General features: G+C 60.9%; 22 protein-coding genes. 2 read left to right on the forward strand and 20 right to left on the reverse strand.

Annotation, left to right across the window (positions count from 1 at the left end; translation table 11 throughout):
• Nucleotides 1-19 precede the first annotated feature (19 nt).
• Together HNR03_RS18135 and HNR03_RS18140 are read left to right on the forward strand one after the other, a co-directional pair.
• Nucleotides 20-3,139, forward strand: coding sequence for an efflux RND transporter permease subunit (locus HNR03_RS18135; RefSeq protein WP_259154980.1), 3,120 nt, complete (start codon nt 20-22; stop codon nt 3,137-3,139).
• Nucleotides 3,140-3,211: 72 nt separating this feature from the next.
• Complete coding sequence (locus HNR03_RS18140; RefSeq protein ID WP_259154981.1) at nt 3,212-5,275, forward strand: bifunctional DedA family/phosphatase PAP2 family protein; 2,064 nt, start codon at nt 3,212-3,214, stop codon at nt 5,273-5,275.
• A gap of 274 nt (nt 5,276-5,549) precedes the next feature.
• Here HNR03_RS18140 and HNR03_RS18145 read toward each other — a convergent pair whose 3' ends face one another.
• The 20 genes from HNR03_RS18145 to HNR03_RS18240 form a co-directional block, all read right to left on the reverse strand.
• Complete coding sequence (locus HNR03_RS18145) at nt 5,550-6,155, reverse strand: lysis protein (RefSeq protein ID WP_259154983.1); 606 nt, start codon at nt 6,153-6,155, stop codon at nt 5,550-5,552.
• Nucleotides 6,137-6,700: a glycoside hydrolase family 19 protein gene (locus HNR03_RS18150; RefSeq protein ID WP_259154984.1), complete on the reverse strand. Its 564-nt coding sequence runs from the start codon at nt 6,698-6,700 to the stop codon at nt 6,137-6,139. The genes HNR03_RS18145 and HNR03_RS18150 overlap by 19 nt, the downstream gene beginning before the upstream one ends.
• Nucleotides 6,701-6,758: 58 nt before the next feature.
• Entirely contained in the window at nt 6,759-7,823 is a 1,065-nt protein-coding gene (locus HNR03_RS18155; protein ID WP_259154986.1) for a phage late control D family protein, read from the reverse strand.
• 81 nt (nt 7,824-7,904) lie between these two features.
• Nucleotides 7,905-8,111: a tail protein X gene (locus HNR03_RS18160; RefSeq protein WP_010456157.1), complete on the reverse strand. Its 207-nt coding sequence runs from the start codon at nt 8,109-8,111 to the stop codon at nt 7,905-7,907.
• On the reverse strand, nt 8,086-8,946 hold the full coding sequence (locus HNR03_RS18165; protein ID WP_259154990.1) for a phage tail protein: 861 nt from the start codon (nt 8,944-8,946) through the stop codon (nt 8,086-8,088). Before HNR03_RS18165 ends, HNR03_RS18160 begins: the two co-directional genes overlap by 26 nt.
• Nucleotides 8,947-8,957: 11 nt before the next feature.
• Nucleotides 8,958-11,609 carry a phage tail tape measure protein gene (locus HNR03_RS18170; RefSeq protein WP_259154991.1) on the reverse strand — a complete coding sequence of 884 codons (2,652 nt, stop codon included), beginning with the start codon at nt 11,607-11,609 and terminating at the stop codon, nt 8,958-8,960.
• Nucleotides 11,610-11,757: 148 nt separating this feature from the next.
• On the reverse strand, nt 11,758-12,078 hold the full coding sequence (locus tag HNR03_RS18175) for a phage tail assembly protein (RefSeq protein ID WP_259154996.1): 321 nt from the start codon (nt 12,076-12,078) through the stop codon (nt 11,758-11,760).
• Nucleotides 12,079-12,091: 13 nt separating this feature from the next.
• On the reverse strand, nt 12,092-12,595 hold the full coding sequence (locus HNR03_RS18180; protein WP_259154998.1) for a phage major tail tube protein: 504 nt from the start codon (nt 12,593-12,595) through the stop codon (nt 12,092-12,094).
• A 12-nt stretch (nt 12,596-12,607) separates the two neighbouring features.
• Nucleotides 12,608-13,774 (reverse strand): phage tail sheath family protein, encoded by a 1,167-nt coding sequence (locus HNR03_RS18185; RefSeq protein ID WP_259155000.1) that lies wholly within the window; start codon nt 13,772-13,774, stop codon nt 12,608-12,610.
• Between the two features lie 104 nt (nt 13,775-13,878).
• Nucleotides 13,879-14,433: a phage tail assembly chaperone gene (locus tag HNR03_RS18190; RefSeq protein ID WP_259155001.1), complete on the reverse strand. Its 555-nt coding sequence runs from the start codon at nt 14,431-14,433 to the stop codon at nt 13,879-13,881.
• A gap of 7 nt (nt 14,434-14,440) precedes the next feature.
• Nucleotides 14,441-16,204, reverse strand: coding sequence for a phage tail protein (locus HNR03_RS18195; protein WP_259155002.1), 1,764 nt, complete (start codon nt 16,202-16,204; stop codon nt 14,441-14,443).
• Nucleotides 16,197-16,808 (reverse strand): phage tail protein I, encoded by a 612-nt coding sequence (locus tag HNR03_RS18200; protein WP_259155003.1) that lies wholly within the window; start codon nt 16,806-16,808, stop codon nt 16,197-16,199. The genes HNR03_RS18195 and HNR03_RS18200 overlap by 8 nt, the downstream gene beginning before the upstream one ends.
• The gene (locus HNR03_RS18205) at nt 16,805-17,692 is read right to left on the reverse strand and encodes a baseplate J/gp47 family protein (protein WP_259155004.1); all 888 of its coding nucleotides are present in this window, start codon (nt 17,690-17,692) and stop codon (nt 16,805-16,807) included. The genes HNR03_RS18200 and HNR03_RS18205 overlap by 4 nt, the downstream gene beginning before the upstream one ends.
• Nucleotides 17,689-18,015: a GPW/gp25 family protein gene (locus HNR03_RS18210; RefSeq protein ID WP_008153645.1), complete on the reverse strand. Its 327-nt coding sequence runs from the start codon at nt 18,013-18,015 to the stop codon at nt 17,689-17,691. The genes HNR03_RS18205 and HNR03_RS18210 overlap by 4 nt, the downstream gene beginning before the upstream one ends.
• Nucleotides 18,016-18,020: 5 nt before the next feature.
• The gene (locus tag HNR03_RS18215; protein ID WP_259155179.1) at nt 18,021-18,293 is read right to left on the reverse strand and encodes a hypothetical protein; all 273 of its coding nucleotides are present in this window, start codon (nt 18,291-18,293) and stop codon (nt 18,021-18,023) included.
• Between the two features lie 54 nt (nt 18,294-18,347).
• Nucleotides 18,348-18,953, reverse strand: coding sequence for a phage baseplate assembly protein V (locus tag HNR03_RS18220; RefSeq protein WP_259155006.1), 606 nt, complete (start codon nt 18,951-18,953; stop codon nt 18,348-18,350).
• Entirely contained in the window at nt 18,950-19,459 is a 510-nt protein-coding gene (locus HNR03_RS18225; RefSeq protein ID WP_259155007.1) for a hypothetical protein, read from the reverse strand. The genes HNR03_RS18220 and HNR03_RS18225 overlap by 4 nt, the downstream gene beginning before the upstream one ends.
• Complete coding sequence (locus HNR03_RS18230; RefSeq protein WP_259155009.1) at nt 19,452-20,117, reverse strand: hypothetical protein; 666 nt, start codon at nt 20,115-20,117, stop codon at nt 19,452-19,454. Before HNR03_RS18230 ends, HNR03_RS18225 begins: the two co-directional genes overlap by 8 nt.
• Nucleotides 20,114-20,434, reverse strand: coding sequence for a hypothetical protein (locus HNR03_RS18235; protein ID WP_259155010.1), 321 nt, complete (start codon nt 20,432-20,434; stop codon nt 20,114-20,116). The genes HNR03_RS18230 and HNR03_RS18235 overlap by 4 nt, the downstream gene beginning before the upstream one ends.
• Nucleotides 20,435-20,436: 2 nt before the next feature.
• Nucleotides 20,437-21,432, reverse strand: a complete 996-nt coding sequence (locus HNR03_RS18240; RefSeq protein WP_259155012.1) for a major capsid protein — start codon at nt 21,430-21,432, stop codon at nt 20,437-20,439.
• Nucleotides 21,433-21,441 lie beyond the last annotated feature (9 nt).

The following is a 21,441-nucleotide window of genomic DNA, read 5'->3' on the forward strand; positions in this document are numbered from 1 at the left end:
AGACGGTAGCGAATACATCATGTTGAATTCAATTATCCGCTTCGCTGTACGCTTCCGAGGGGTGGTTATCGCCCTCGCTTGTCTGCTGGCAGGTTATGGCATCTACACCCTGACTCAGGCCCGGCAGGATGTCTTCCCCGAGTTCGCTCCACCGCTGGCGGTGATTCAAACCGAAGCCCCAGGGTTATCGTCCGAACAAGTTGAAATGTTGGTCACCCAGCCGGTCGAAAATGCCATGGGTGGCACCCTGGGGCTTGCGAGCATGCGATCCAAGTCGTTACCGGGGCTGTCCATGGTGACGCTGACCTTCAAGGATGGGGCTGACATCTATCGAGCCAGGCAACTGGCTGCGGAGCGGCTCAGTACACTCACCGGCACGCTCCCGCAGGGTGTCAAAACACCAGCGCTATTACCACTGACGTCTTCGACCAGCGTCACCCTTGTCGCAGGTATTACCTCCGATTCCCGCTCACTGATGGAAATGCGCACACTGGCGGAGTGGACGATCAAACCACAATTGTTACGCGTGCCAGGCGTGGCGGACGTAATCGTATTCGGTGGTGATCTGAAGCAGTTTCAGATTCAGGCAGATCCCAAAAAACTGGTGCAATACGGCTTCTCTCTGCAAGACGTGTTGAGCGCTGCACAGCGTGCAACGGGGGTTAGAGGTGCGGGTTTTCTGGAAACGGCTAACCAACGCATTGTCTTGAACACTGAGGGTCAGACCGTAACACCGAAGTTGCTGGCCCAAACGGTGCTCAACTACCAGAAGGGTATCGCCGTACGCCTGGGCGATGTCGCCACGGTGGTCTATGGGCCTGCTCCCGCAGTCGGCGCGGCAGCCATCGAGGGTAAGCCAGCGGTGTCGTTGATGGTGGAAAGCCAATATGGCGCTGACATGATGAGCGTTTCCACTCAGGTGGAAAGCACCCTGGACGGCTTGAAACCGGCGCTCGAAGCAGAACAGGTGAGCCTGCAACCAGATATCTTCCGCCCAGCCAGGTTTATCGAAACCGCGATGGGTCACTTGCAGACGGCACTGCTATTGGGCGGCGCGTTAGTTGTCCTGGTGCTGTTTCTGTTCTTGCTCAATATCCGCACTGCAATCATTTCAGCTACCGCGATTCCGCTGTCCTTGTTGACGGCGGTGATGGTGCTCCATCACTTTGGAGTGAGCCTCAACACCATGACTTTGGGCGGTCTGGCCATTGCCTTGGGAGAGGTCGTGGACGATGCAGTGGTCGACGTCGAGAACATCTTCCGTCGGTTGCGCCAAAACCAAGCACTGGAGCATCCTGTATCAACGGCCCTGGTGGTAATGCGCGCCTCATTCGAAGTTCGTAGCGCAGTGGTGTATGCGACGTTGGTTGTTGCGCTGATTTTCCTGCCCGTTCTGGCACTGTCCGGGGTTGCCGGAAAACTGTTCGCCCCCTTGGGTATCGCCTACATCCTGGCGATTTTAGCCTCCCTTGTGGTGGCTCTAACGGTCACGCCAGCGCTGGCGTTTATGTTGTTGACCACCAAGCCACTTCAATCGGACGAGCCAAAACTGGTGCAGCGACTGAAGGCTCGTTATCTGAAATTACTCGCCAGCATCGAGTCGCACTCTCGCTCAATCGTCTGGGTGATCGTCATTCTCTGCACGGTGGCGATCACCGCCCTACCGTTTTTTGGCGGTAACTTCATACCGGAATTGAAGGAGGGACATTACCTCATCCATATGGCATTGGCCCCAGGCTCCTCTTTGACCGAATCCATGCGTGTGGGCGACCGTGTAACGCAGGCACTGAGTACAGTTCCGGGGGTGCGACTGGTAGCGCAACGCGCAGGGCGAGCCAGTGAAGTGGTCGACCCGACCGGCGTCCACGTCAGTGAGTTCGAAGTGGATTTGAATACCTTGTCTGCTGCTGAGGAAACCCAGGCCGTAGCGCGTATTCAACAAGTGCTGGCCAGCTTCCCAGGCCTGACGACGTCGGTGAACACGTTCCTGACTGAACGGGTGGACGAAAGTATCTCCGGCGTCACCGCGCCGGTCGTCATCAATGTCTTTGGCCCTGACCTGGATGTGCTGGACAGCAAAGCCCAGGAAATCGCCCAGGTGATCGGTCGAATCCCGGGCACCATCGGCCTGAGAGTTGAATCCGCCCAGCATGTACCACAATTGACGATCAGGCTCAGGCCTGAGCAATTGACCCATTGGGGGTTCGAGCCGGTGGATGTGATGGAGGCGATTCAAGTGGCTTATGACGGAGTGACAGCCAGCCAAATCTATCAGGGGAACCAGACGTATGACGTCACCGTCTCGTTGAACCCCACGGCCCACCACAGCATCGCGACAGTCGGGTCACTGCTGCTACGCAACAAAACCGGAACAACGGTACCTCTCGATCAACTGGCCGTGATCACTCAAACCACCAGCCGTTACCAAATCATGCACAGCGGTGGCCAACGCCTGCAAACCGTCTCGACCGCAGTACGTGGCCGGGCGGTGAGTGACTTCGTTGAGGAGGCTCAACGGTTAATTAACAAAGAGGTCACCCTACCCAAGGGCACCTACGTCTTGTTTGCTGGAGAGGAACAGGCACGCGCGCAATCACAACAAGACTTACTGGTTTATACGGCGGCTGCGATCCTTGGAATCATGCTACTTCTGTTCCTCGCCCTCAAAAGCATGCGTGCGTTGCTCTTAGTCCTCGTGAACCTGCCCTTCGCCCTGGTGGGCGGTGTTTTGACCGTATTGGTGTGCGGTGGAAACCTGTCACTGGGATCGCTTGTCGGGTTTGTCACCCTGTTTGGGATCACTCTGCGCAACTCCATCATGCTCATCTCACATTACTCACACTTGGTGAATGAAGAAGGTATGACATGGAGCCCGGAAGCGGCTCGAAAGGGCGCAGCCGAACGACTGGTTCCTATCCTGATGACTGCCGTGGTGACTGCTTTAGGACTGCTACCTCTGGCGCTCACCAGTGGCGCGGCTGGCAATGAAATCGAAGGGCCTATGGCTATCGTTATCCTGGGTGGGTTATTGACCTCGACCGCACTCAATCTATTGGTGTTACCAACCCTGGCGTTGCATTTTGGAAGCTTTGAAAGGCGCGTCGAAGAGTTCCCCGCTGACATGGCACCTGCGTCATAACGGTTGTGCGCCCCCTCGGGAGGAGGCGCATCTTGACTACTTCATCACCGGTACTAAATAGGCAGCCCACGCATGATGACGTCCCTGGTCTCATCGATCATCGAGTTCCTCACGGCGCATCCGCATGCTGCCTATCTGGCGGTGTTTCTTCTGGCACTTTCCGAGTCAATCCCAATCATCGGGGTCGTCGTTCCAGGCACAGCCGTGATCCTCGCGCTCAGTGCTTTGGTGCCGAGTGGCGTGTTATTGCTCTGGCCGTTACTGGTCGCCGCCACGTTAGGTGCCATCGCGGGTGATGGGCTTTCGTTCTGGTTCGGGCATCGATACCACCGCGAGATCCTTGGTTTCTGGCCTTTGAACCGCCACCCTGAACTGATTCAGAGCAGCGAGGCTTTTTTTGAGCGTCACGGCGCCAAAAGTGTGTTTTTTGCACGCTTCGTACCGGGCGTCCGCGCGTTCATCCCACTCCTCGCTGGAATGCTGGGAATGGCGGTCAGTCGGTTCTATGTAGTCAATGTGGCCTCGGCGCTCGCTTGGGCTTCGTCGCATGTCTTGTCCGGTGTGCTCGTAGGCGCAACGTTCAGCTTTCTCGGATCGGCTGCCAAGCCGCTCGCGATTCTGCTGATCGTTCTACTCGCGGTGGGCTGGATGCTCCTGCATATCGTGCGCTGGATGTTGAGGCGCGGCGTTCCTTACTTCATCGACTCATTGGCGCGGCTTCGGTGCTGGGTCGGCACTCACGACACCTGGCTGAGCCGCCGCCTTACCCAACTACTCGATCCGTCACGGCCTGAAGTACGGACTCTCGCATTGTCGGCTGTACTTCTCGCCGGTGCAGCCTGGTTCTTCTTTGGCATCCTTGAAGATGTCGTCACAGGTGACCCATTGCTGCTCGCAGACAGCGCGATATACCACGCGCTTCGGGATCTTCGTACAGCGCCAGGTGATGCAGTGATGATCGCCATTACAGAACTCGGCGACACCAAGGTCGTGATGGCGGTCACGATTGTTGTCTTGTTATGGCTCATGTGGAAACGCGTCTGGCGTACAGCTGCCTATTGGCTGGTGGCGATTGCTGGCGCTTCGGTACTTAACACGGTCATAAAAGTTACGCTACATCGAGCTCGACCCGGTGAGTTTCTCTACTCCGGGTGGAGCGCGTTTTCCTTCCCCAGCGGGCATAGCACGGTCAATGTCGTGCTCTACGGTTTCCTCGCTTTTCTCATCGCGCGTGATATCCGCCCGGCATGGCGCTTCGCGGTCGCTCTTTGTGCAGCAACCCTGATATTTCTGATTGCCTTTTCGCGCCTTTACCTCGGTGCGCATTGGCTTTCCGACGTGCTCGGGGGGTTGGCATTCGGGTCGGCGTGGCTGGCGCTGCTCGGACTGTCCTACCTGAGGCGCCAAGCCGGACGCATTGAACCAAAAGGCCTACTCGCCGCCGGATGTTCAGCGCTGATACTCGCCGGGGGACTCAATATCTATCGTAGCCATGCGACCGACAGCGACCGCTATGCTGTCAACGTAAGAATTCCGTCCATGGCCACCACCGATTGGTGGGCGTCGGGTTGGGAACAACTGCCGGCACGGCGTATCGATCTGACTGGCGAGACGAATGAGCCACTGACGTTCCAGTGGGCTGGTGATCTGAGCGAATTACAAGATGTCCTGCAGCGCAACGGGTGGCGCGACTCAGCGGCCTGGACACCGATGAACGCCCTGAATTGGCTTTCCGTCCAGACCGACCCGGCAGCTCTTCCGGTTATTCCACTTTTCGCCAGTGGTCGCCTTCCGAGCCTGACGCTCGTTCGACCGAATAGTGGCGTCGCACTGACCAGCTCGCGCCTCGTGCTTCGAGTGTGGGTCGTCGATTTAGAGCTCACGAACGGGCGAACTTCACCGCTTTGGATAGGCTCCGTTTTGGAGGAGCGTTCCTATCATCCCCTATCCCTTTTCACGCTGACGTCGACACAGACCGATGTGAATACACCACGGGACACGCTAGCGGCTGCTTTTAAAGATGGGCGGCTCCTGCCTCGAAACGAAGGAACGGCAGATAGAAACTGGGATGACAAAGTCCTTTTAGCTCGCAATGTTGGGCCCACCTGCTGCGAAAACACTTTGCTCAAACCGTGAGTTGTTCGTTCAGAACCATTTTTTGCTTTTTAACTGTTCTTGCTGCTTGATAGGCAGCTATGTGTCGATTGCCGACCTACATCATGGGCAGCAAACGGCAATAGCGACAGGCCCGAACACATCCTGATTCATGGCGCACACCATGCTTCCCCAGCACTACTATCGCGCCGTACAGGACAGGAATGACCAGTTCATCGTGGGCGATTTTTACAACGGGCGCTTTTACGAATCGCCATCAATTCATCGGGCAGATCGATGACGACGGCGCCTTCCGCTATTTCGAAGGCCAAGGCAACGGCCGGCAGACCTTCCCCGAACACATCGCCGGCAATGTCCAGGGCCTGCTGTTTGAGACTTCTTTGGCATAGGCCTGACAGGCGGCCAGGGCGATCAGTCCTTGGTCGCCGGCATCGGTGATGCCGATAATTCGTTGAGCATGCGCCGGGTCAAGTTGGGCACTTGTGGAGCCATGAACCACGCCGCCGGCTGGGGTGGCGGCAGACACTGTGCCGCCACTGGCTGCAGCGGTGGCGTCGAGTAGGACTGACAGCCGTAAGTCAGAAGTGGCAAGGCGATCACGCAGGCGAGCCTGCTTGGTTTGAGCATCGTTGAGTTCCTTGTAGTGGGTTTGTTCACTTGTCGACAGCCGCTGTTCAAGGGCTCGGCGGTTGTCCTGTGCCGTGCGCACTTGGTCAGCGGCGGCGTTGCTGATGGCGATCAGATCGTCCTTGTGCAGGCTGGCCTGTTCGGCGAGTTGCTGGCCGTAACGCCAGTCCTGAACCTTCCAGACCGACGCGGCAGATCCACCGACCAATGCGGTCAGCAGCACGCCAACGGCTAACAGACGGTACGGTGCGGGGATCAGGTCGACGACACGCATAGCACTGCCCTCGCCCGGGTCCAGAGTTGCAGCCGATCTGCCAGACCGTTGAGACTACCGTTGATCTTGCGGGTGATCGCCTCGAACTCGCCCCGATCCGCCAGGGCGTTCAGCTCTCGCACCCACCAGAACCACGCCGCCGACTCGGCCGCCCATTGCGGCTGCTCGATTAGCTCAGGGGTGCGCAACAAGCGCTCGTCGCCGAACAGTGCCAAGCTGCAACGCAGGTAGTTATTGCGGCCAGTTACCTGGATCAGGCCGCGCCCGCGATAGCGCTGGCCATCTCCATCCACTTCCAGGGTGTTGCCGAGTTTCGCGGCCAGGTTGCCGGTGTCGTATTTGCTCAAGTATTGATCACTGCCCAACTCACGGACGTACTGCAGCTGGCCAGACTCGTGTCCGACCTGGGCCAGGAACGCCGCTTGGCGCTTCGGAGTAGTGATTTGCCGGTGCGCCATGGCGGCATTGAGGACGGATACAAAAACGCCCGCTTGGCGGCGGGCGTTGGGCATGATGCGTTGCAGTTGTTGTTCGGTGATGGCCATACAAACTCCAGGCATAAAAAAACCGCACACGGCGGATTAGGGATGCGCAACAGCGCGGTTACAGGTTCACGACTTTGAGCGGCTTCGTTTGTTTCTTCGGCTTCTGGCCCTTGGCTTTCGCCTTGCCGTGCTTGCCGTGCTTGCCGTGCTTGCCGCCGTTGCATTCGACGGTAGTCGACCAGCCCGCTTGGGTGTAGACCTGCTCGACCGAATCGGTCAGGTACTCGCCATCGAGGCCGACCTTGAAGCCCTGGGCAATGATCGGGCGTTCGGCAAACAGGTCCGTGCGGCCGGGCATTTCGAAACGCACGCCGGCGCTCGATCGGTTGAACGCCGCCAAGCGCGCCTTGGCGGCGGACTCGGCGGCGGTTTTGTCGTGATAGATATGCCGATCGGTATGCACCGCCGGCAGGCCGGTCGGCAGGTCGTCATTCTCCAGGGACACCACCACCAGCTTTCCGGTTTTCTTATCCTGATGCTTGGCCCCGACCGACTTATGCGTGTTGCGATCCTCTAGATTGAACTGCCAGCGGCTCACGTCGCGGCGCGTCAGGGTGATCGCACCGAAGGCCTTGCCGCTAGCGGTCTGTCCGCCTTGACGTGGCATCACCAACAATTTGCCGTCTGCGACCTTGGCCGTGCAGTCGTATTGCTTCGCCAGGCGCGTGATGAAATTGAAGTCGGATTCGCCGAGCTGGTCCGCCCGGCCGACCTTCGTCGACACCGAGCACCCTGGCGCCCAGCCATTGCGCGCGGCGATGTCACCGACGATCTTCGACAACGGCACCTCCTCCCAGCTTCCGCTACGGATGGTCTTGCCACTGCCGCGCATGTCGCTGGCCTTGCCCTTGATCACGATCGTATCCGGCGGCCCGGACACCGTGACCGAATCGACCACGTAGCGGCCCAAGCGGGCCAGCCCCGTCTCGGCATAGCCCAGGTAGACCTCGATCCCGATGCCGCGCCGGGGCAACGTCACCAGCCCGTCACGGTCATCAATGCGCAGTTCGAAGGTGTCCGAATCCATGCCCGGCTTGTCGGTGGTGCTGAGCTGAATCAGCCGATCATTGATCAGGCCGGTGATATCGGCGCCATCGGCCACGATGCGAAATAGGGGCGTCATGGATTTTTTCCAAAAAAAAGCCCGCGGGACGCGGGCAAGAAAGTAAAGAGCTACTGCATGTAACACCATGATTGTAGTCCATCAATCCCACAGGGTGACTTGTTCCTGGGCGGGGGCCGCGAGATCCGGCAACAGGATCACCACGCCGTCACGGTACGGTTGCGGCTCATCGGCCAGCCCCTGATTGGCATCGAGCACCGCCTCCACGCTGCCGTTGAGGTGGCCATAGAAGTTATGGCAGATGGTGTCGAGCAGATCCCCGTCAGACGTTCTGCATGTCGTCGCCATAGTGCCCAAACTCCAGAGTGAACCCTTGTTTACGCGGGATCCCGCCTTGCATCAGCGAGCTTTGTTCTTCCTCGACGCTTTTCAGGCACCAGGTGCCCAGCACGTCGCCATAACCCGTGGTCAGGGTCATCGGCTTGAGCTGGGCGCCGAGTGCGCGCAGGGTGTCGAGCTGTTTCAGGCCGCCCTTGAAACCGGGGAAAATCGCGCCCTTGAGCGTGATTTTTTCGTCCCCCATGCCCACGCCTTGCTGCGCCGGTCGCCGCGACAGACGCTCCTGGGAGGCCCAGCGGAATTCGGTCGAGCGCCGCAGTTCGTCAAAGGCCGCCGTGTCGAGGTTGAAGAAATACGGCGGCGCCTTGGGATCTTGCGGCTGGATGATCAGCAGGTGCGGGAACGGTTTCACCGCCTCCGGTGCCGGCGTCTGGTCCGTGGCAAACGCCCCCGTGGGCACAATGTTGGCCAGCGCCGGACTGACCTTGCCGGCGATCTTGCCGATCGCCGTCGTCGCCTTGCCCGCCTGCTCCTTCAGCACGCCCATGCGCTCATCAATTTGCGACAGCGCCCGGGTGGCCGTGCCGTACATGGCCACCACTTTCCCGACCTGGGCCTGAGCGGCATTCACCCCGCGCATGACGCGCTGAAGCTGGGCGCCGACCGCCGGCCCGACAAAAGGCAACCCCTCCAGCTCGGACGCGGCGCCGGTGATTTCGCCGATCGCGCCATTCACCGGCCCCAACATGCCGTCCAGGCTGCGCCGCCCGGTTTCCCCGGCCGAGGCCAGGAACCCCAGCCCCGACTGTAATCGCTGCAATGCGGTCTTGTTTTGGTCAGACATATGTCCCCCGATTAAATGTGCGGCGCGTCAAACAGTTGAGCGCTCCCCACCTGCTTGGCCATGTCGCGATAGTACTGATCGAGCTGCGGCTTGATCTGCGCAAAAAGCTGATTGCCATCCTTTACGTCGCCGTTGACCGTCAGCGAGAACGGCGCCTGAATCGCCACGTTTGACTCGACCTTGGGCGCCTCCGCTTTCGCCGCCATCGGCTTGACCAGTGCCCCGGCCGCCGCGTCGGCGCTGGCCGGCGGCAACATCATGGCTTTCGCCGCCTCCCCCGGTTGCGGCGCCGGATCTTCCAGGCCCGAGCGAATGACCTTGGGCCGACGCAGCTCGGAGCCCGGGAAACGCACCTTGTTGGCAAAGTGCGGCAGCAACATGGCGTCCTTGGAATTGAGGTCGCGCGGGTCATACGACACCGGCGGCGCAGCGGCCGCCGACGTGGCGGCGATACTCGCCCCCGGGCCGGCAACGGGATTGGCCAGCATCAGCGGCCCGGTGGTCGACGGCGCGAACGACTGGGCAATCCCGCCCAGCACCGGGGGGATGTCCTTGCCGGCATTGGCCATCATCAGCGGCCCGGCGGCTGGCAGGCGCTTCAGGTCGTCGGGCGTACCGAACGCCGCCTTGCCGAGATAGCCCCCCAACACGTCGCCGCCCATGTTGCCGAGCACACCGCCGACCAGGCCGCCAATGGCCGTACCAATGACCGGCAACAGCAGGGTGCCCAACGCGGCCCCAGCCGCCGCGCCGGACAACGTGCCCGCCAAGCCCCCAGCGGCCGCACCATAACCTTCGGCTTTATCGTCCTGCGTTTCGGCGTTCTGATACGTGTCGTAGGCCTTAAACCCGGCATCCACCACCGCCACTACGGCGGCGCCCTTAACAGCGGAGCCGATCCCTACGCCTCGACCACCGCCACCACTTCGCCCCCGCCCTCGGCCGGACCGCCCGCCTTTCTTGCCTTTTTTGCTGTCCTTGCCTTCGGCATCGAGGTCGCCCGCCTCCAGGCCGCCGCCACCGCCCACCACAATGACCTTTTGCGGAATGTTCGGATTGCCCATCAGCGAACCGCGCCCGATGTTGAGCAAGCCCTTGGCGATCTTGAAGGTGCTCATCGCGCCCTGAAAGGCGATCACCGCTGCCACGGCCGCGCCGATGCCGGTCACCACCTTGGGCGATTCGTCCGACAGTTTGCTCAGCCCTTGGGTGACGTAGGTCAGCCCGTCCGCCACCTTGTCGGTGACCGGGCGGAATGCGTCGCCGATCGCGCGCATGGCGTCGTCCATGCCCTGGGCCATTTCCGACCACTTCTGCGCCGACGACTGCCGGCGCTCCTCCAGGTTCTTGTCCAAGATCCCGGTGGCATTGGCCGAGTCCTTTTTCAGACTGGCGTACAGTTCCTTGTTCTGCATGAACGCCGTCAGCGCGCCCTTGACCTGCATGTCGGCGAACAGGTCGCCGGTGCGCAAGGCTTGCTCCAGGGACGCGATCATGGCCTTGGCCTTTTCCGGGTCCGCCTCCTTGCTGATCTTGGCCGTGGCTTCTGCCATCGCGGCGGCCTTCTTCGGATCGGTCGCCGCGATGTATTTTTGTGCCAGCTCAAAGCTGGATTCCAACGTGGATTTGCCGTTCTGCAGCCCGGTATTCATCGACGCCTGATAATCGATCCCGGCCTTTTTGTAGGCCGTCACCGTGTCACCCGAGCCGATCTTTTCCATCCAGTTCTTGAGGTTGTTGGCCGCCTCATCGGAACCGCCGGCGGTCTTCATTTGCACCTGAAGCATGGCGCCCAGTTGCGACACCGAATCCATCCCGGTGATGCCCAGCTTGCCCATCCCCGCCAGCAACTCGGGGAACCACCGCGCCATGTCGGCCGCTTCGAAACTGCCCGCCTGCCCTTGGTAAGCGATCGCCTCCAGGGCCTTTTGCATCATGGCCGGGTCGGTGATCTTGGCGTTCTGCCCCAGGGCGTTGATCATCTTCGCCGTTTCGCCACCGTCGGAGCCTTGGCCCACGGCGAACTTGGCGGCGGTCGGGGCATAGGCCAGCGCCTTGTCCAATTCCATGCCGGCGCCCACCAGGGCGTTGACCACCTCGGCCACATCGTTACGCGCCATCCCCGTGTCCCGCGACGTGTCGATAATCTTCTTCGACATCTGCGCTTCTTCGGGCTTGTTGGCAATGTTCGACTTGATCGCAATGTCGCGAATGATCGCGCCATAGTCCGCGCTGACCTTGGTCGGAATCGCCATCGCTGCCGTGGCGGCCACGGCTTGGCCGACACTGCTTTTGAGCTTCTGCTTACCTTCGTCGAGTTGCTGGTGACCTTTGGCCTTCAGCTCGGCCTTGTGCGCCACCTGCCCCATGGCCGCGTAGGCCTTGGTCAGATTGCGCACTTCCACGCCTTCTTTCTTCAGGCTGCTCAGGTTGCTTTCGAGTTGCTTTTGCAACGCCGAAGCGCCCTTTTCGCCCGCCATGTGCGCCCGGCGCCATTCGTCGCGCAGGCGCATGGTGTCGCCAATGGTCTTTTCCAGCACCCGGGCTTTTTTGCCGGCGGCCTCCAGGCGCTGCATGCGATTGGTGACGTCCTTGAACGCCGAGCCCACCGTGGAGCTGACCGCCCCGCCAATGACCAGACCGAGCGCGAGTTTGTTCGCCATGTGCGTGCCCTATACGTCGGGGAATTCAAAGGTGGCTCAATCCGTGAGCCACCACAGCATCTGATCGAAGGGCAGCGCCTCAATCTCGGCCGCCGAGAAACCGGTCTCTTTAGCCAAGCGTTGAGCCGCGTCCCTGAGCGTGACGGCGTTAAACGTCGTCTTCTTCGACCAGGCGAAAATAGCCCGCCGACAGGCGTTGGTAGTCCTTGTATTTCAAGGTCAGCAGCTCCGCCTCGGTCAGCCCGGTCAGGCTGCCAAACAACGACAGCTCCTGTTTTTCGTAGTCGCCATTGCCGGCGACCTTGGACGCGCGCCAGTCCTTGACGCTGGGCGCGCGCATGGTCAGCGCATCCGTGAGGACTTCACTGATTAGGGTTGGGTACTTGAGCGTTACGGTCACGCCCTCATCGCTCAGCTTCAGCCACTTCGGCAAGGTCGGGGCGGTGGTGTCCTGGGTTACTTGAGTCATGTGCTTTGAGTCCTTAGAGGCCGAGGGCCGAACGTTCTTCCGCCAGTTGATCGACACCGTCGACCACCTGAATCATGTTGAGTGGGTCGATCTCGTACATCACGCGCCCGTCGATTTCGAGCTTGTAATAAATGGCCTTGATCGCGTGCTTGATTTCCGCCTTGTCGCCCGGCTTCCAGTCGCCCATGTCGACCTCTTTGATGCCACCGCGCAGGGTGACCACCACTGGCGTGATCGCACCTTTCAGGCCCTTGAAGGCGCCTCGAAAGACGATGGTGCAAGCGGTCTGATCGGCCAGCCCGAAGTACTTCAGCGCCTCACGGCGCACGCCGTTGGTGGTAAAGGCCGCTTCCAGCTTTTCCAGGCCCATGCCCATTTCGATCGGGGCGGACATGCCGCCACCCTGATAGTCGTCGGTCTTTTGCGTCAGCTTGGGCAGCGACAGGGTGGGCACGTCGCCGGCGAAACTCACACCGTCGACAAAGGCGTTCATGTTGGAGAGAACTTGAGGAATCATCGTGCGAGCCCCTTAGGCGGATTCAAGAACTTCGGTCAACCATTCGTTGGTGACTTCAATGAGGAAATTCGGGTTTTCGGCCGGCGGCACGTCGGTGAAGCGGATACGCCAGAACACTTTGCCCTGCTCGATTTGGCTGGCCGTGTTCCGCTCCTTGTCCGCGTAGACCTCGAAGTTGATCACCGCGCCGGCGTTCTTCTGATCGCGCATGAACGCCTGAAGGCCCTCGGTCACGTCCTGCACGTAGGTCTTGGTGATCGAGCGGTCGACCGCCCACTTGTGCCCGGCCTGGATCGCATCCATGAGGATGTCGCAGGTCCGCACCCGGGTGACGAACGCCCATTTCGGATCGCTCGACAGCGTGCGGTTACCCCACAGGCGATACCCGCCGTCACGAATAATCGTCGCGATGTTTGCGTTATTCAGCAGGTTGGCCCGGCAGGTTTCGTCGCCGTCCAGGTACTCGATCGGGCGCGTGGTGCCGGTGATGCCGACAAACTCTTTGTTCGACGGCGATGCCCAGTAGCCATACGTGGCGTCGGTCCAGGCAAACAGGCCCGCTACCCAGGCCGAGCCCGGCGCGTCGATGGTTGCGCTCAATACCGAGTCCCAGTACTTGACGCCAGGATCGACCATGTACAGACGCTTGCTGCCGAACTCCAGGGCGTAGGCCAAGGCCGCTTCATCGGTGGTGTTCGGGCCGTCGAGGATGGCCATGGCGCGCAACTTGGCGGCCAGGGCATCCATGGCGGTGGCCACGGCTTGGGTGGCCGAGTGCTTCGGGGCGATCAGCAGTTTCGGCTGGGCGTTGTGCTTGCTCTTGCCATCGAGCAGCGCTTGCAGGCCGGTACGGTGACCATCGGCCAGCACCCCGCCAATGATGGCGGACGTTTGCAGCGCGGCATCTTCCAGCTTAGGGACGCCGATCGCGACGATCACCGCCTTGGCGCGCACGTAGATCGCCTGGGCGGCCTTGGTGATCGCCGAGTCCGGGCCGAACGCGGCAATGGCTTCGCGCTCGGATGTGAGCAACACCAGCTCGCCGGCCTTGGCCGTACCGCCGCCGAGAATGCCCGGGGTGAAGGTGTCGCACAGGCCGATGATCGACGACGACGGCAGCGAAATAGTCCGTGCGCCGGTGTCGATCAGCGAGGTGGTGACGCCGTGAAAGAAACTCATAAGGCTCAATCTCCAGAAACGAAAAAACCCCGCATAAGCGAGGCTGTCAGGGATGTTCGTGTTACGCGTAACGGAAAAGAAAACGCCCCGTCAGTGCGTGGCGTTTATTTGGGTTGGTCGGCGATCCAGCTCGGTGCCACCGGCCGGTCTTTTTGCTCCGGGAACTGCCCGGCTTCCGGCCAGTTGCGCAGAGCCTGTCGATAGGCATACAGCTGCGCGCGTTGATCGGCGCTTAACGGGTAATCCGGCATGACCAGATAATCGGTGCTCGCTATTTGCGCATTGCGCCACGCTCGCTCACCCGCTTGCGCCGCTGCAATCTGCGCCGCCTCATCCAGAACCCAATCACCACCCGCCCACACGTAGAACTGACCCGGCCATGGCTTGGCGGTCAGTCCTTCAGGCAGATCGCCCAGCTCGACATGCTCTTCTTCGGCGCCGGTATCCGTGTGATAAACGACGCCGCGATAGTCGGCCAATAGTTGCGGCTTCCCCTCGACCAGCGCCCATACGTGGCCAGCCCCGGGCGGGCTCAGAGGTTTTTCCAGCTCGACGGTATTGCCCGGCAGATACGGGCCAAATCCCGGGACTTCTGGAAAATCTGACAACTCAAACGGCCCGGTCAGGATGCCGAGCGGGTCGAACACATAGATATTCATTAGCACCTCAGATCACTTTAATTCGGCCCGGATAGGCGATGTTTTTCGGGACCGTCTCAGCGCCGCCAGCGGCGCCAGTGCCACCACCGGTCCAGGTGGCATAGGTGATGCTCCCGCCGCCCATCGCCTGCGTGCCGTAACCGCCGGAACCGACATAGTGGTTGTGACTCTTGAAGTCATCGAGACGATAGCTACCCGCAGGACGGCCCGAATCGATCCCGGCGGCCTCGTCAAGGTGGCGGATGAATTTACCGCGCGGATCTGGACTGCGGAACGTGGTCGCGCCATCGCCCGTGGTCCAACCGCCCTCCATACCCCCGCGAGCGGCTTCCGTAGTCAGCATTCCCGACTGTTGAGCGTGGTCCCACAACCATGGCCAATCGGCACGAACAAAGAGGGCATTGCCCAACGGGACGTGCCCCCCTGGATTCAATACGGTCGTCGTTTCAAGCACGGGCCGCCCGAGTGCCGTACCGTCCAGGCGCGCAATCGGTATCCAGTTGCCCTTGCCATCACTGCGCAAGTGCCAATAATCCCCGGCCCCCATCAGGTAAAAAAACGAATAGCCGGCCGCATTCAGATGGGTATGAAACTTGATTTTGTTGCCAACGGCCGCCTTGATTGTCAGCCGGTTGCTGGTGTTATCGACCCGTCGCACCACCACACTACGAACGCCCAGCGCTGCGTTGGCATCGGGCAGATCAACCGTCAACGCCCCCGCGCTGGCATCAATCAGGACAAGCCCCAACTCGTTCACCACCAGGGGCCTTGAGGTGTTGACCTCCACCAAAGGGACTTGGCTCGTCCCGTTAAGCAAGTCGAGTGTTTCAGTTTTGGTGAAGGCGTCCGTGATCGCATAACCGGCCAGCGTGGTCGGGTTGGTCCCACCCACCACCCGACCGTATTTGTCCACGGTCACACTGCGGTAGGTGCCGGCATTGATACCGGTGCGCCCGGCCGCCATTTCAAACAGCAGATCCGTCACGCCCAGGACAATCGGCGCATCCGTCACCAGTTGCCAAATGCTGTCGCCGTTGATGGTGCCGCGCTCGACATGCACAAACAGCCCGGGCGTCACTTCCAGGCTACTGTCAGCATCCGCGCTACGCGCCCACACACCCGCAGCCACCACGTAAAGGCCGTTGTCTTTGGCCACGGCCTGGTTTTTCACCAACACGCGATCACCGGCAACCAGGGCGACCCCGTCAATGGCCTGAAGGCCGATCAGCACCACAGGGGCGGTGGTCGCCACCCGTACCGAGTGCTTAAAGTCCAGCTTGCCCAGCTCCTCCAGCACCTTTTGATCGACGTACTCACGTGTCGCCAACACCACCGATGGATCGATTTTTAACTGAATGTTCGCGGTGCCGCTGGTGACGATGTGCATGCGTACCACTTGGTTACGCCCTGACCCTTGCGCCAGCAAGGGCTTGTAACTCGGCGCGGCGTTGGCCACCGCCGAAAACACCCCATCCTTGTCTTCCAGCGCCAGCTCACGAATCCACCAGCCGCCCACGTCCGGCGGCAACACCAGCTCGGCGATCAACACAGTGTCGTCGGTGGGAGAGACGCGCAGCTGATTGAGCTGCGCGCGATAGACCTGATTGACCAGCTTGGTTTGCGATGAACTGGGTACCGGATCGGTGCCGTTCGCATCACCGATCAACATGTAACGCGGCTCCCACGGGATACCCAGCGCGTCGCAGTTGGTTTTTTTGGCGGCCCCCTGAGTCGTGAGCATGCCGCCGAAAATAGAGTTTTTATCAACCATGGGGGTACACATCCAATTCGTCGAGGTTGTATTCGCTAACGCCGTGGCAGCCCTGAATCACCACATCCAAATCGGGATTGTTCCAGGGGTAAACATCGATCTCGTCGCCGTCATACACAGCGAAGCCGACATAGGCGTTCAATCGGGTTTCCAGCGTGATATCGAGACCGGTCAAATGCCGGGTCACGGGCTTGGCGTCGTCAATCAGACGCTCCAGCTCCTGATACATGTCCTCGGTGATCCCGGTGTCCAGCACACCGACCTTCAGCGCAAAGGTGCCCGGCACCCCTTCGGGGACGGTGTTGAACCACTCGATGATTTCAACCAGATAGCCCAGGGGCTCGACCACCCGGCGCAACGCCCCGATGGTCCCCTTGCGGGCATGGATGTAATACGACGACTTGATCGCCGCGCGCTTGGTCGCCTCCGACCACCGATAATCCCAGCGATCGACCGACCACGCCCACGCCAAATGCGGCAGCAGATGGACCGGACAGGTGTCGGGGTTGTACAGGGTGCGCAGCGGGACAATGGTTCGCTCGTAGAAAGCCGCCTCCAGAGCGCGCTCCAGTTGCGTGCTATTGCTTGGCAGCAGGCTTTTCATGTCGCCCCCGCCAGCTTCACCTCATAGCCGGTACACCATGCCGCCTGAGCCTTGCTCGGCGCCAAGTCCACCCAGCCGATCAGCTCAACCCGGGACACCCCGGCGACGTGCAATTGCGCATCCACCGCCGAGCGGGCGACTTCGACGCCCAAGCGCTTACGCGGATTGATCCACTTCGCCAAGCGGTTGATGGCTTCGGCCAAACTGGCGTCCCCCTCAGGCCCGGCGCCGTTCATGTGCAAAAGGGCGTTAATGCGATAGTCGATAATCTGCGCGCCTTGCACCGTCACCCGATCGCCCAGCGGGCGTACATCTTCATCATTCAAGCCCGCTTCGACGGTAGCCAGCAGCGCGGGACTGGCCTCGCCGCGCCCCTCGGAACTCAGCACCGTTACCGTAACGCAGCAAGGCGCCGGGCTTTCCGCCGAGGCATCCATCACCAACCCCGAAGCGTTACGGGCGTGCAGAATGTAGCTGGCACGCGGCCCGGCCGTGGTCAGCCCCTCAAACGCCAGCTGGATGCGCTCGCGAAACGGGTCGTCCAGCTCCTTGACCTCGGGCACCGGCGGCACCGCCGTCAGGTCCGCCGCCTGGATCACAAGGCGCTTGAGGTTGTAGTTAGCGCCCAACTGATCGAGGTCCGGGCCGATCGCGTGAGCCAGTAACAGCGCCTTGGCGGCGTCATTGACCCGGGCACGGTTACCGACCTTCTGATAGGCCCCCACCTCGAGCACCTTCACCACCGGATCGCTCTCAATTGCCGCGCTCCAGTTGTCGCCCATGTAGCCGCGAAACGTGCCCAGGGCTTCGTCATAGGTGACTTCGAAGTCCAACGGCTCCAGCACGTCCGGCGCAGGCAACGCCGACAGATCCACGATGCTCATACGCTCACCTCAAACAGAAAACGGTCGCCGAGGTACTCGCCGGCAATGCTCAGATTGATTTGCCCGCCCAGCACCGAGAGCGCGCGGACGCGCTCCAGCTTGACGCGCGGCTCCCACCGCCCGATCGCGCGGACCGCCTCGGCTTGCACCGAACTTTTCCAGCCTTCGTTAATCGGCATGTCGACGTACAAGGGGATCTTGCTGCCGTACTCCGGTCGCTGCCGGCGACTGCCCAGGCGCGTGCCCAAGATGTCGGCAATGGACTGCCGCAGATGCTCGATGCCGGAGATGGGTTGGCCGGTGTGGCGGTCCATTCCGATCATCTAACTCACTCCAGCGGTTCGAACTCTTGATGGGCCTTCAGGTAACGAACGGCCTGCTCGTCTGAAACAGATACTTCGACGCAGCTTCTGGCTACCGGCAGCGTCCGTCCCGATTCGGGAAGGACCAACGTGCGCGATGTGTACACCCGGTCGCGAAATTTCATCGTCAGAACCGCCGCACGTTGCGGCTGGGGCTGCGGCTGGGGCTGCGGCTGCGGCTGCGGCTGCGGCTGGGGCTGGGGCTGCTCAATACTGAGAACATCGTTTGTCTTCGCCATGATTTCTCCAGGCATGAAAAAGCCCGCACTCGGCGGGCTTGGATGGGTTAGTGATTAGTGCGAGTGATGGTTACTGTTACCCGTGGCGTCGAGAATCGAGGCGTCACTGGTGATGTTCTGCGTGACGTGTAACGGTCCGTCGATGGCCACCGCGCCGACCAGTTTGATGGCCGCTGATATGACCGTTGCCGAATCCGGCGTCAGCGCCACTTCAGTACCGCCGACCTTGGCCGTCACGGCGTTATCCGTAACGACCACCTCCGTACTGCCGACCTTGATCGTCACCGTACCGGTGGGCAGGGTGATCGTGTAGCTCTTGGCCTCCCAGTCATAGACCAGCGAACCGCCGTCGTCGAAACGCCACACCTCCACATGGTCGCGGTTATCCGGCGGTGCGCCGGCATTGCCGTACAGCCCCGGGATAAAGGTGCCCATGCCGGCCTGACCACTGGGGTTGAATAGCACCCCCTGCTCGCCCAGGCTCGGCGCCCGCCAATGCCGCGCCTTACCAGCCGCGAGGCTGTGCCAGCGCACCCAGGCGCTCGTCCACTCGCCATTCGACACCCGCACCGCCGGCCCCGTCAGATCCACACCGACCACCGCGCAGGGCATCAGCATGGCCGCGATCATGCGGTCATGCTCGGCACTGGCGTAACTCACAGATCCTCCGGCTTGACTGGACCATCGCCCGACTCAATGTCGAGTATCAGCGAGCCCGGCGGCTCATTCGGCCAGGGCCATTCCTCAACACCCAGGTAGAGTTGGTGAGTCCATTCCACTAACCAGACCACGTAGCCATCCAGCTCCGGCCTGGTCCAGTCCTGCATCGCCTGGCCAAACTCGGCGGGATCTACCTCAAGCCCCCACGTTTGCAGTCGTAACAACACAGCCAATTGGGCCGCCAGGTACGCGGCTTGCTGGCAATGCTGTGGTCGTATCGGGTCGACAATGATCCGCGCTTCGAACTTGCAAACCAGAGTGGTTTGCCCCGTTCCAATGTCGACACCAGGTTCCATCTCAGCCAACTCGATGAACACCGCCGGCAGTGCAATGCGGTCCTTGATGTTGGGCCAAGCCGTCACCGCTTGAACGCCCGGCAGATGAGCCTTCAGGTTCTGTTCTATTGCCCGGTAGAGTTGGTCGAGACTAAAAGGCTCGTCAGACATTGGCCGTCCCCTTCAAATACTTTTGCAGCTCAAAGTTGAATTCCTGCCGCAGGATTTCCAGCAGGCGCGCGTCGGCGCGTTTAACCCAACTGTCGAAGTGCGGCCGGGCTTGTTCCAGTGACACCTTGGCTTTGGCCAGCGGAAAGCGATTGCCGTTTTCCGCGACCCACCCCGAACTGGCACCGCCACCGGACGACACGGTGCTGTCGGGATAGTCATCCGCATTGAAGTGCTTGCTCGCGGTGCGGATCCAGATGTCGGGCTTGTTGCCGTAGACCTTCTTGAGAAAGGCGCCCTGGTAACGCCGACCGGCCACCGACACACCAGTGCCGGACTGCCGCGCCCGGCCGATCCGACTGGACTCGATGGAATTTAAACCGAACCACAACTTGCCGCTGGTGGCTCCGCCGGAGACCGGGTAGCTGCGCAAACGCTGACGAATCGCCGCCACCGCAATGCGTTCTTGCCGACTGACGGCCCGGGCAATGTGCGTGCGCAGCCAACCCAGCGTTTTGTTGATCGCCCGACGTTGGGCGGCTGCGGCGGCTTTGGGCACCAGCTTGGCGAAGTCCTGGAAAGCTTTCAGGTCCGCCGTCGAGGACTGGATGGAAATCATCCCGCCACCGGCCGAGGGCTTGAAGTGACTGCCGACACTCATGGGCGCATCCTCAGGATCAAGGCGACCAGACCGTCGCCGCTCGGCTCCAGCTGCAACAGGTCGTAATCGCCACCGCCGTCCAGCGCGGGCAGATCGATGCTGACCAGCATGCCCTGCTCCAGGCCGTGCGAATCGCTGACCCGGATCTCGAACCGCGGCTCACGCAACCCGGTGTTGAGCTTGCCGAACTTGGGCTGCAACCACGGAGCGGCGAACATACCCAACACCGGTTCTTCGCGACCCTCGATCCGTGCGGTATCACCCAGCGTTTCGAACACCACTGCGTCCACCTCGGCAATTAGATCGCGAAAGCTCATGGTCAGAGCTCCAGCAGGATCTGGGCGCGCGGCCGGGTGCACAAGTGCAGCGGGTTGGACTGGGCTTCGCCGGCCATGCCCTTGCCGAACTGCATCGGCTCAATCTTGCTGTAATACGGAATGCCTTGGGTGTTGACCGTTTCCATGTAGTCAGCCGGTGCGAACACCGAGATGTACAGATCAGGAACACCTTCAGGAACCAGCAGCGCTTTATCGTCGTGGACGAAAGACACGCCCGCGACTTTGCCACGGTAACGCTCCCACACAATGCCGCCGAATTCGAAGCTCTCCCGGGCATCACCACGCAAAGCCGCTGCTTGCTGGCTATTGAGGTAAGTCTCTTTGACCGAATCGTGAACGATCAGCTTGTTCCAGAAATGCTTGCCGCAGAACGCGCGGGAACCCGTGCTGGTCACGGCGCCGAGTGCATCTTCCTGCATATCCAGCGCTTCGACACATTGCACACGCAACTCAGTTTTGGGGTCCGTCAGGCCCATGGAGAGCTTCTGACGCTCCACACCGAAACGATCATAGAGGTTCAACAGCACCGTCGAACCGTCGGCATCAAGGATCACGCCATTGAGTGCGCCCATGCGCTGGAACTCGTGGGTCGCGTCCAATTGACGGCGCGCTTTGGCCAGGCGGGCATTGACCACATCTTGCACCGCCTGCAACTCGGTGCGGGTACCGAAGGCGCGAATGCCCTGGATCTCGTCCGCCTTGATGGTGAAGCGTTCCGGCAGGTGCACGGTGTTGAACGGAATCAAGTTGCGCTTGCTGGCCGCGACCACCAGACCAGAGCCGCCGCGTTCACCGGCCGGCACCAACGCCAGGGTGTCGCCGTCCTTTTCGATCTGTACGGTCAGGGTGTTGATCCCTTCCTCTCGAAACAGGCCCAGGGCGCTGATACGGCCCGGCAGGTAAGGTTGATCGTTGAGTGCAGCAGTCAGCGCGGTAACGGTAAACGCTTCGTCGTCAAAAATGGCGATCTCGGCCATGGGTACTCT

Source organism: Pseudomonas sp. JAI111 (assembly GCF_024809425.1).
In the GTDB taxonomy this organism is placed as follows: domain Bacteria; phylum Pseudomonadota; class Gammaproteobacteria; order Pseudomonadales; family Pseudomonadaceae; genus Aquipseudomonas.

What these genes read in the sequence shown, in the direction of transcription:
- HNR03_RS18135 (WP_259154980.1), top strand. Translation starts at nt 20, where the DNA reads ATGTTGAATTCAATTATCCGCTTCGCTGTACGCTTCCGAGGGGTGGTT.
- HNR03_RS18140 (WP_259154981.1), top strand. Translation starts at nt 3,212, where the DNA reads ATGATGACGTCCCTGGTCTCATCGATCATCGAGTTCCTCACGGCGCAT.
- HNR03_RS18145 (WP_259154983.1), bottom strand. Translation starts at nt 6,155, where the DNA reads ATGCGTGTCGTCGACCTGATCCCCGCACCGTACCGTCTGTTAGCCGTT.
- HNR03_RS18150 (WP_259154984.1), bottom strand. Translation starts at nt 6,700, where the DNA reads ATGGCCATCACCGAACAACAACTGCAACGCATCATGCCCAACGCCCGC.
- HNR03_RS18155 (WP_259154986.1), bottom strand. Translation starts at nt 7,823, where the DNA reads ATGACGCCCCTATTTCGCATCGTGGCCGATGGCGCCGATATCACCGGC.
- HNR03_RS18160 (WP_010456157.1), bottom strand. Translation starts at nt 8,111, where the DNA reads ATGGCGACGACATGCAGAACGTCTGACGGGGATCTGCTCGACACCATC.
- HNR03_RS18165 (WP_259154990.1), bottom strand. Translation starts at nt 8,946, where the DNA reads ATGTCTGACCAAAACAAGACCGCATTGCAGCGATTACAGTCGGGGCTG.
- HNR03_RS18170 (WP_259154991.1), bottom strand. Translation starts at nt 11,609, where the DNA reads ATGGCGAACAAACTCGCGCTCGGTCTGGTCATTGGCGGGGCGGTCAGC.
- HNR03_RS18175 (WP_259154996.1), bottom strand. Translation starts at nt 12,078, where the DNA reads ATGACTCAAGTAACCCAGGACACCACCGCCCCGACCTTGCCGAAGTGG.
- HNR03_RS18180 (WP_259154998.1), bottom strand. Translation starts at nt 12,595, where the DNA reads ATGATTCCTCAAGTTCTCTCCAACATGAACGCCTTTGTCGACGGTGTG.
- HNR03_RS18185 (WP_259155000.1), bottom strand. Translation starts at nt 13,774, where the DNA reads ATGAGTTTCTTTCACGGCGTCACCACCTCGCTGATCGACACCGGCGCA.
- HNR03_RS18190 (WP_259155001.1), bottom strand. Translation starts at nt 14,433, where the DNA reads ATGAATATCTATGTGTTCGACCCGCTCGGCATCCTGACCGGGCCGTTT.
- HNR03_RS18195 (WP_259155002.1), bottom strand. Translation starts at nt 16,204, where the DNA reads ATGGTTGATAAAAACTCTATTTTCGGCGGCATGCTCACGACTCAGGGG.
- HNR03_RS18200 (WP_259155003.1), bottom strand. Translation starts at nt 16,808, where the DNA reads ATGAAAAGCCTGCTGCCAAGCAATAGCACGCAACTGGAGCGCGCTCTG.
- HNR03_RS18205 (WP_259155004.1), bottom strand. Translation starts at nt 17,692, where the DNA reads ATGAGCATCGTGGATCTGTCGGCGTTGCCTGCGCCGGACGTGCTGGAG.
- HNR03_RS18210 (WP_008153645.1), bottom strand. Translation starts at nt 18,015, where the DNA reads ATGATCGGAATGGACCGCCACACCGGCCAACCCATCTCCGGCATCGAG.
- HNR03_RS18215 (WP_259155179.1), bottom strand. Translation starts at nt 18,293, where the DNA reads ATGGCGAAGACAAACGATGTTCTCAGTATTGAGCAGCCCCAGCCCCAG.
- HNR03_RS18225 (WP_259155007.1), bottom strand. Translation starts at nt 19,459, where the DNA reads ATGTCTGACGAGCCTTTTAGTCTCGACCAACTCTACCGGGCAATAGAA.
- HNR03_RS18230 (WP_259155009.1), bottom strand. Translation starts at nt 20,117, where the DNA reads ATGAGTGTCGGCAGTCACTTCAAGCCCTCGGCCGGTGGCGGGATGATT.
- HNR03_RS18235 (WP_259155010.1), bottom strand. Translation starts at nt 20,434, where the DNA reads ATGAGCTTTCGCGATCTAATTGCCGAGGTGGACGCAGTGGTGTTCGAA.
- HNR03_RS18240 (WP_259155012.1), bottom strand. Translation starts at nt 21,432, where the DNA reads ATGGCCGAGATCGCCATTTTTGACGACGAAGCGTTTACCGTTACCGCG.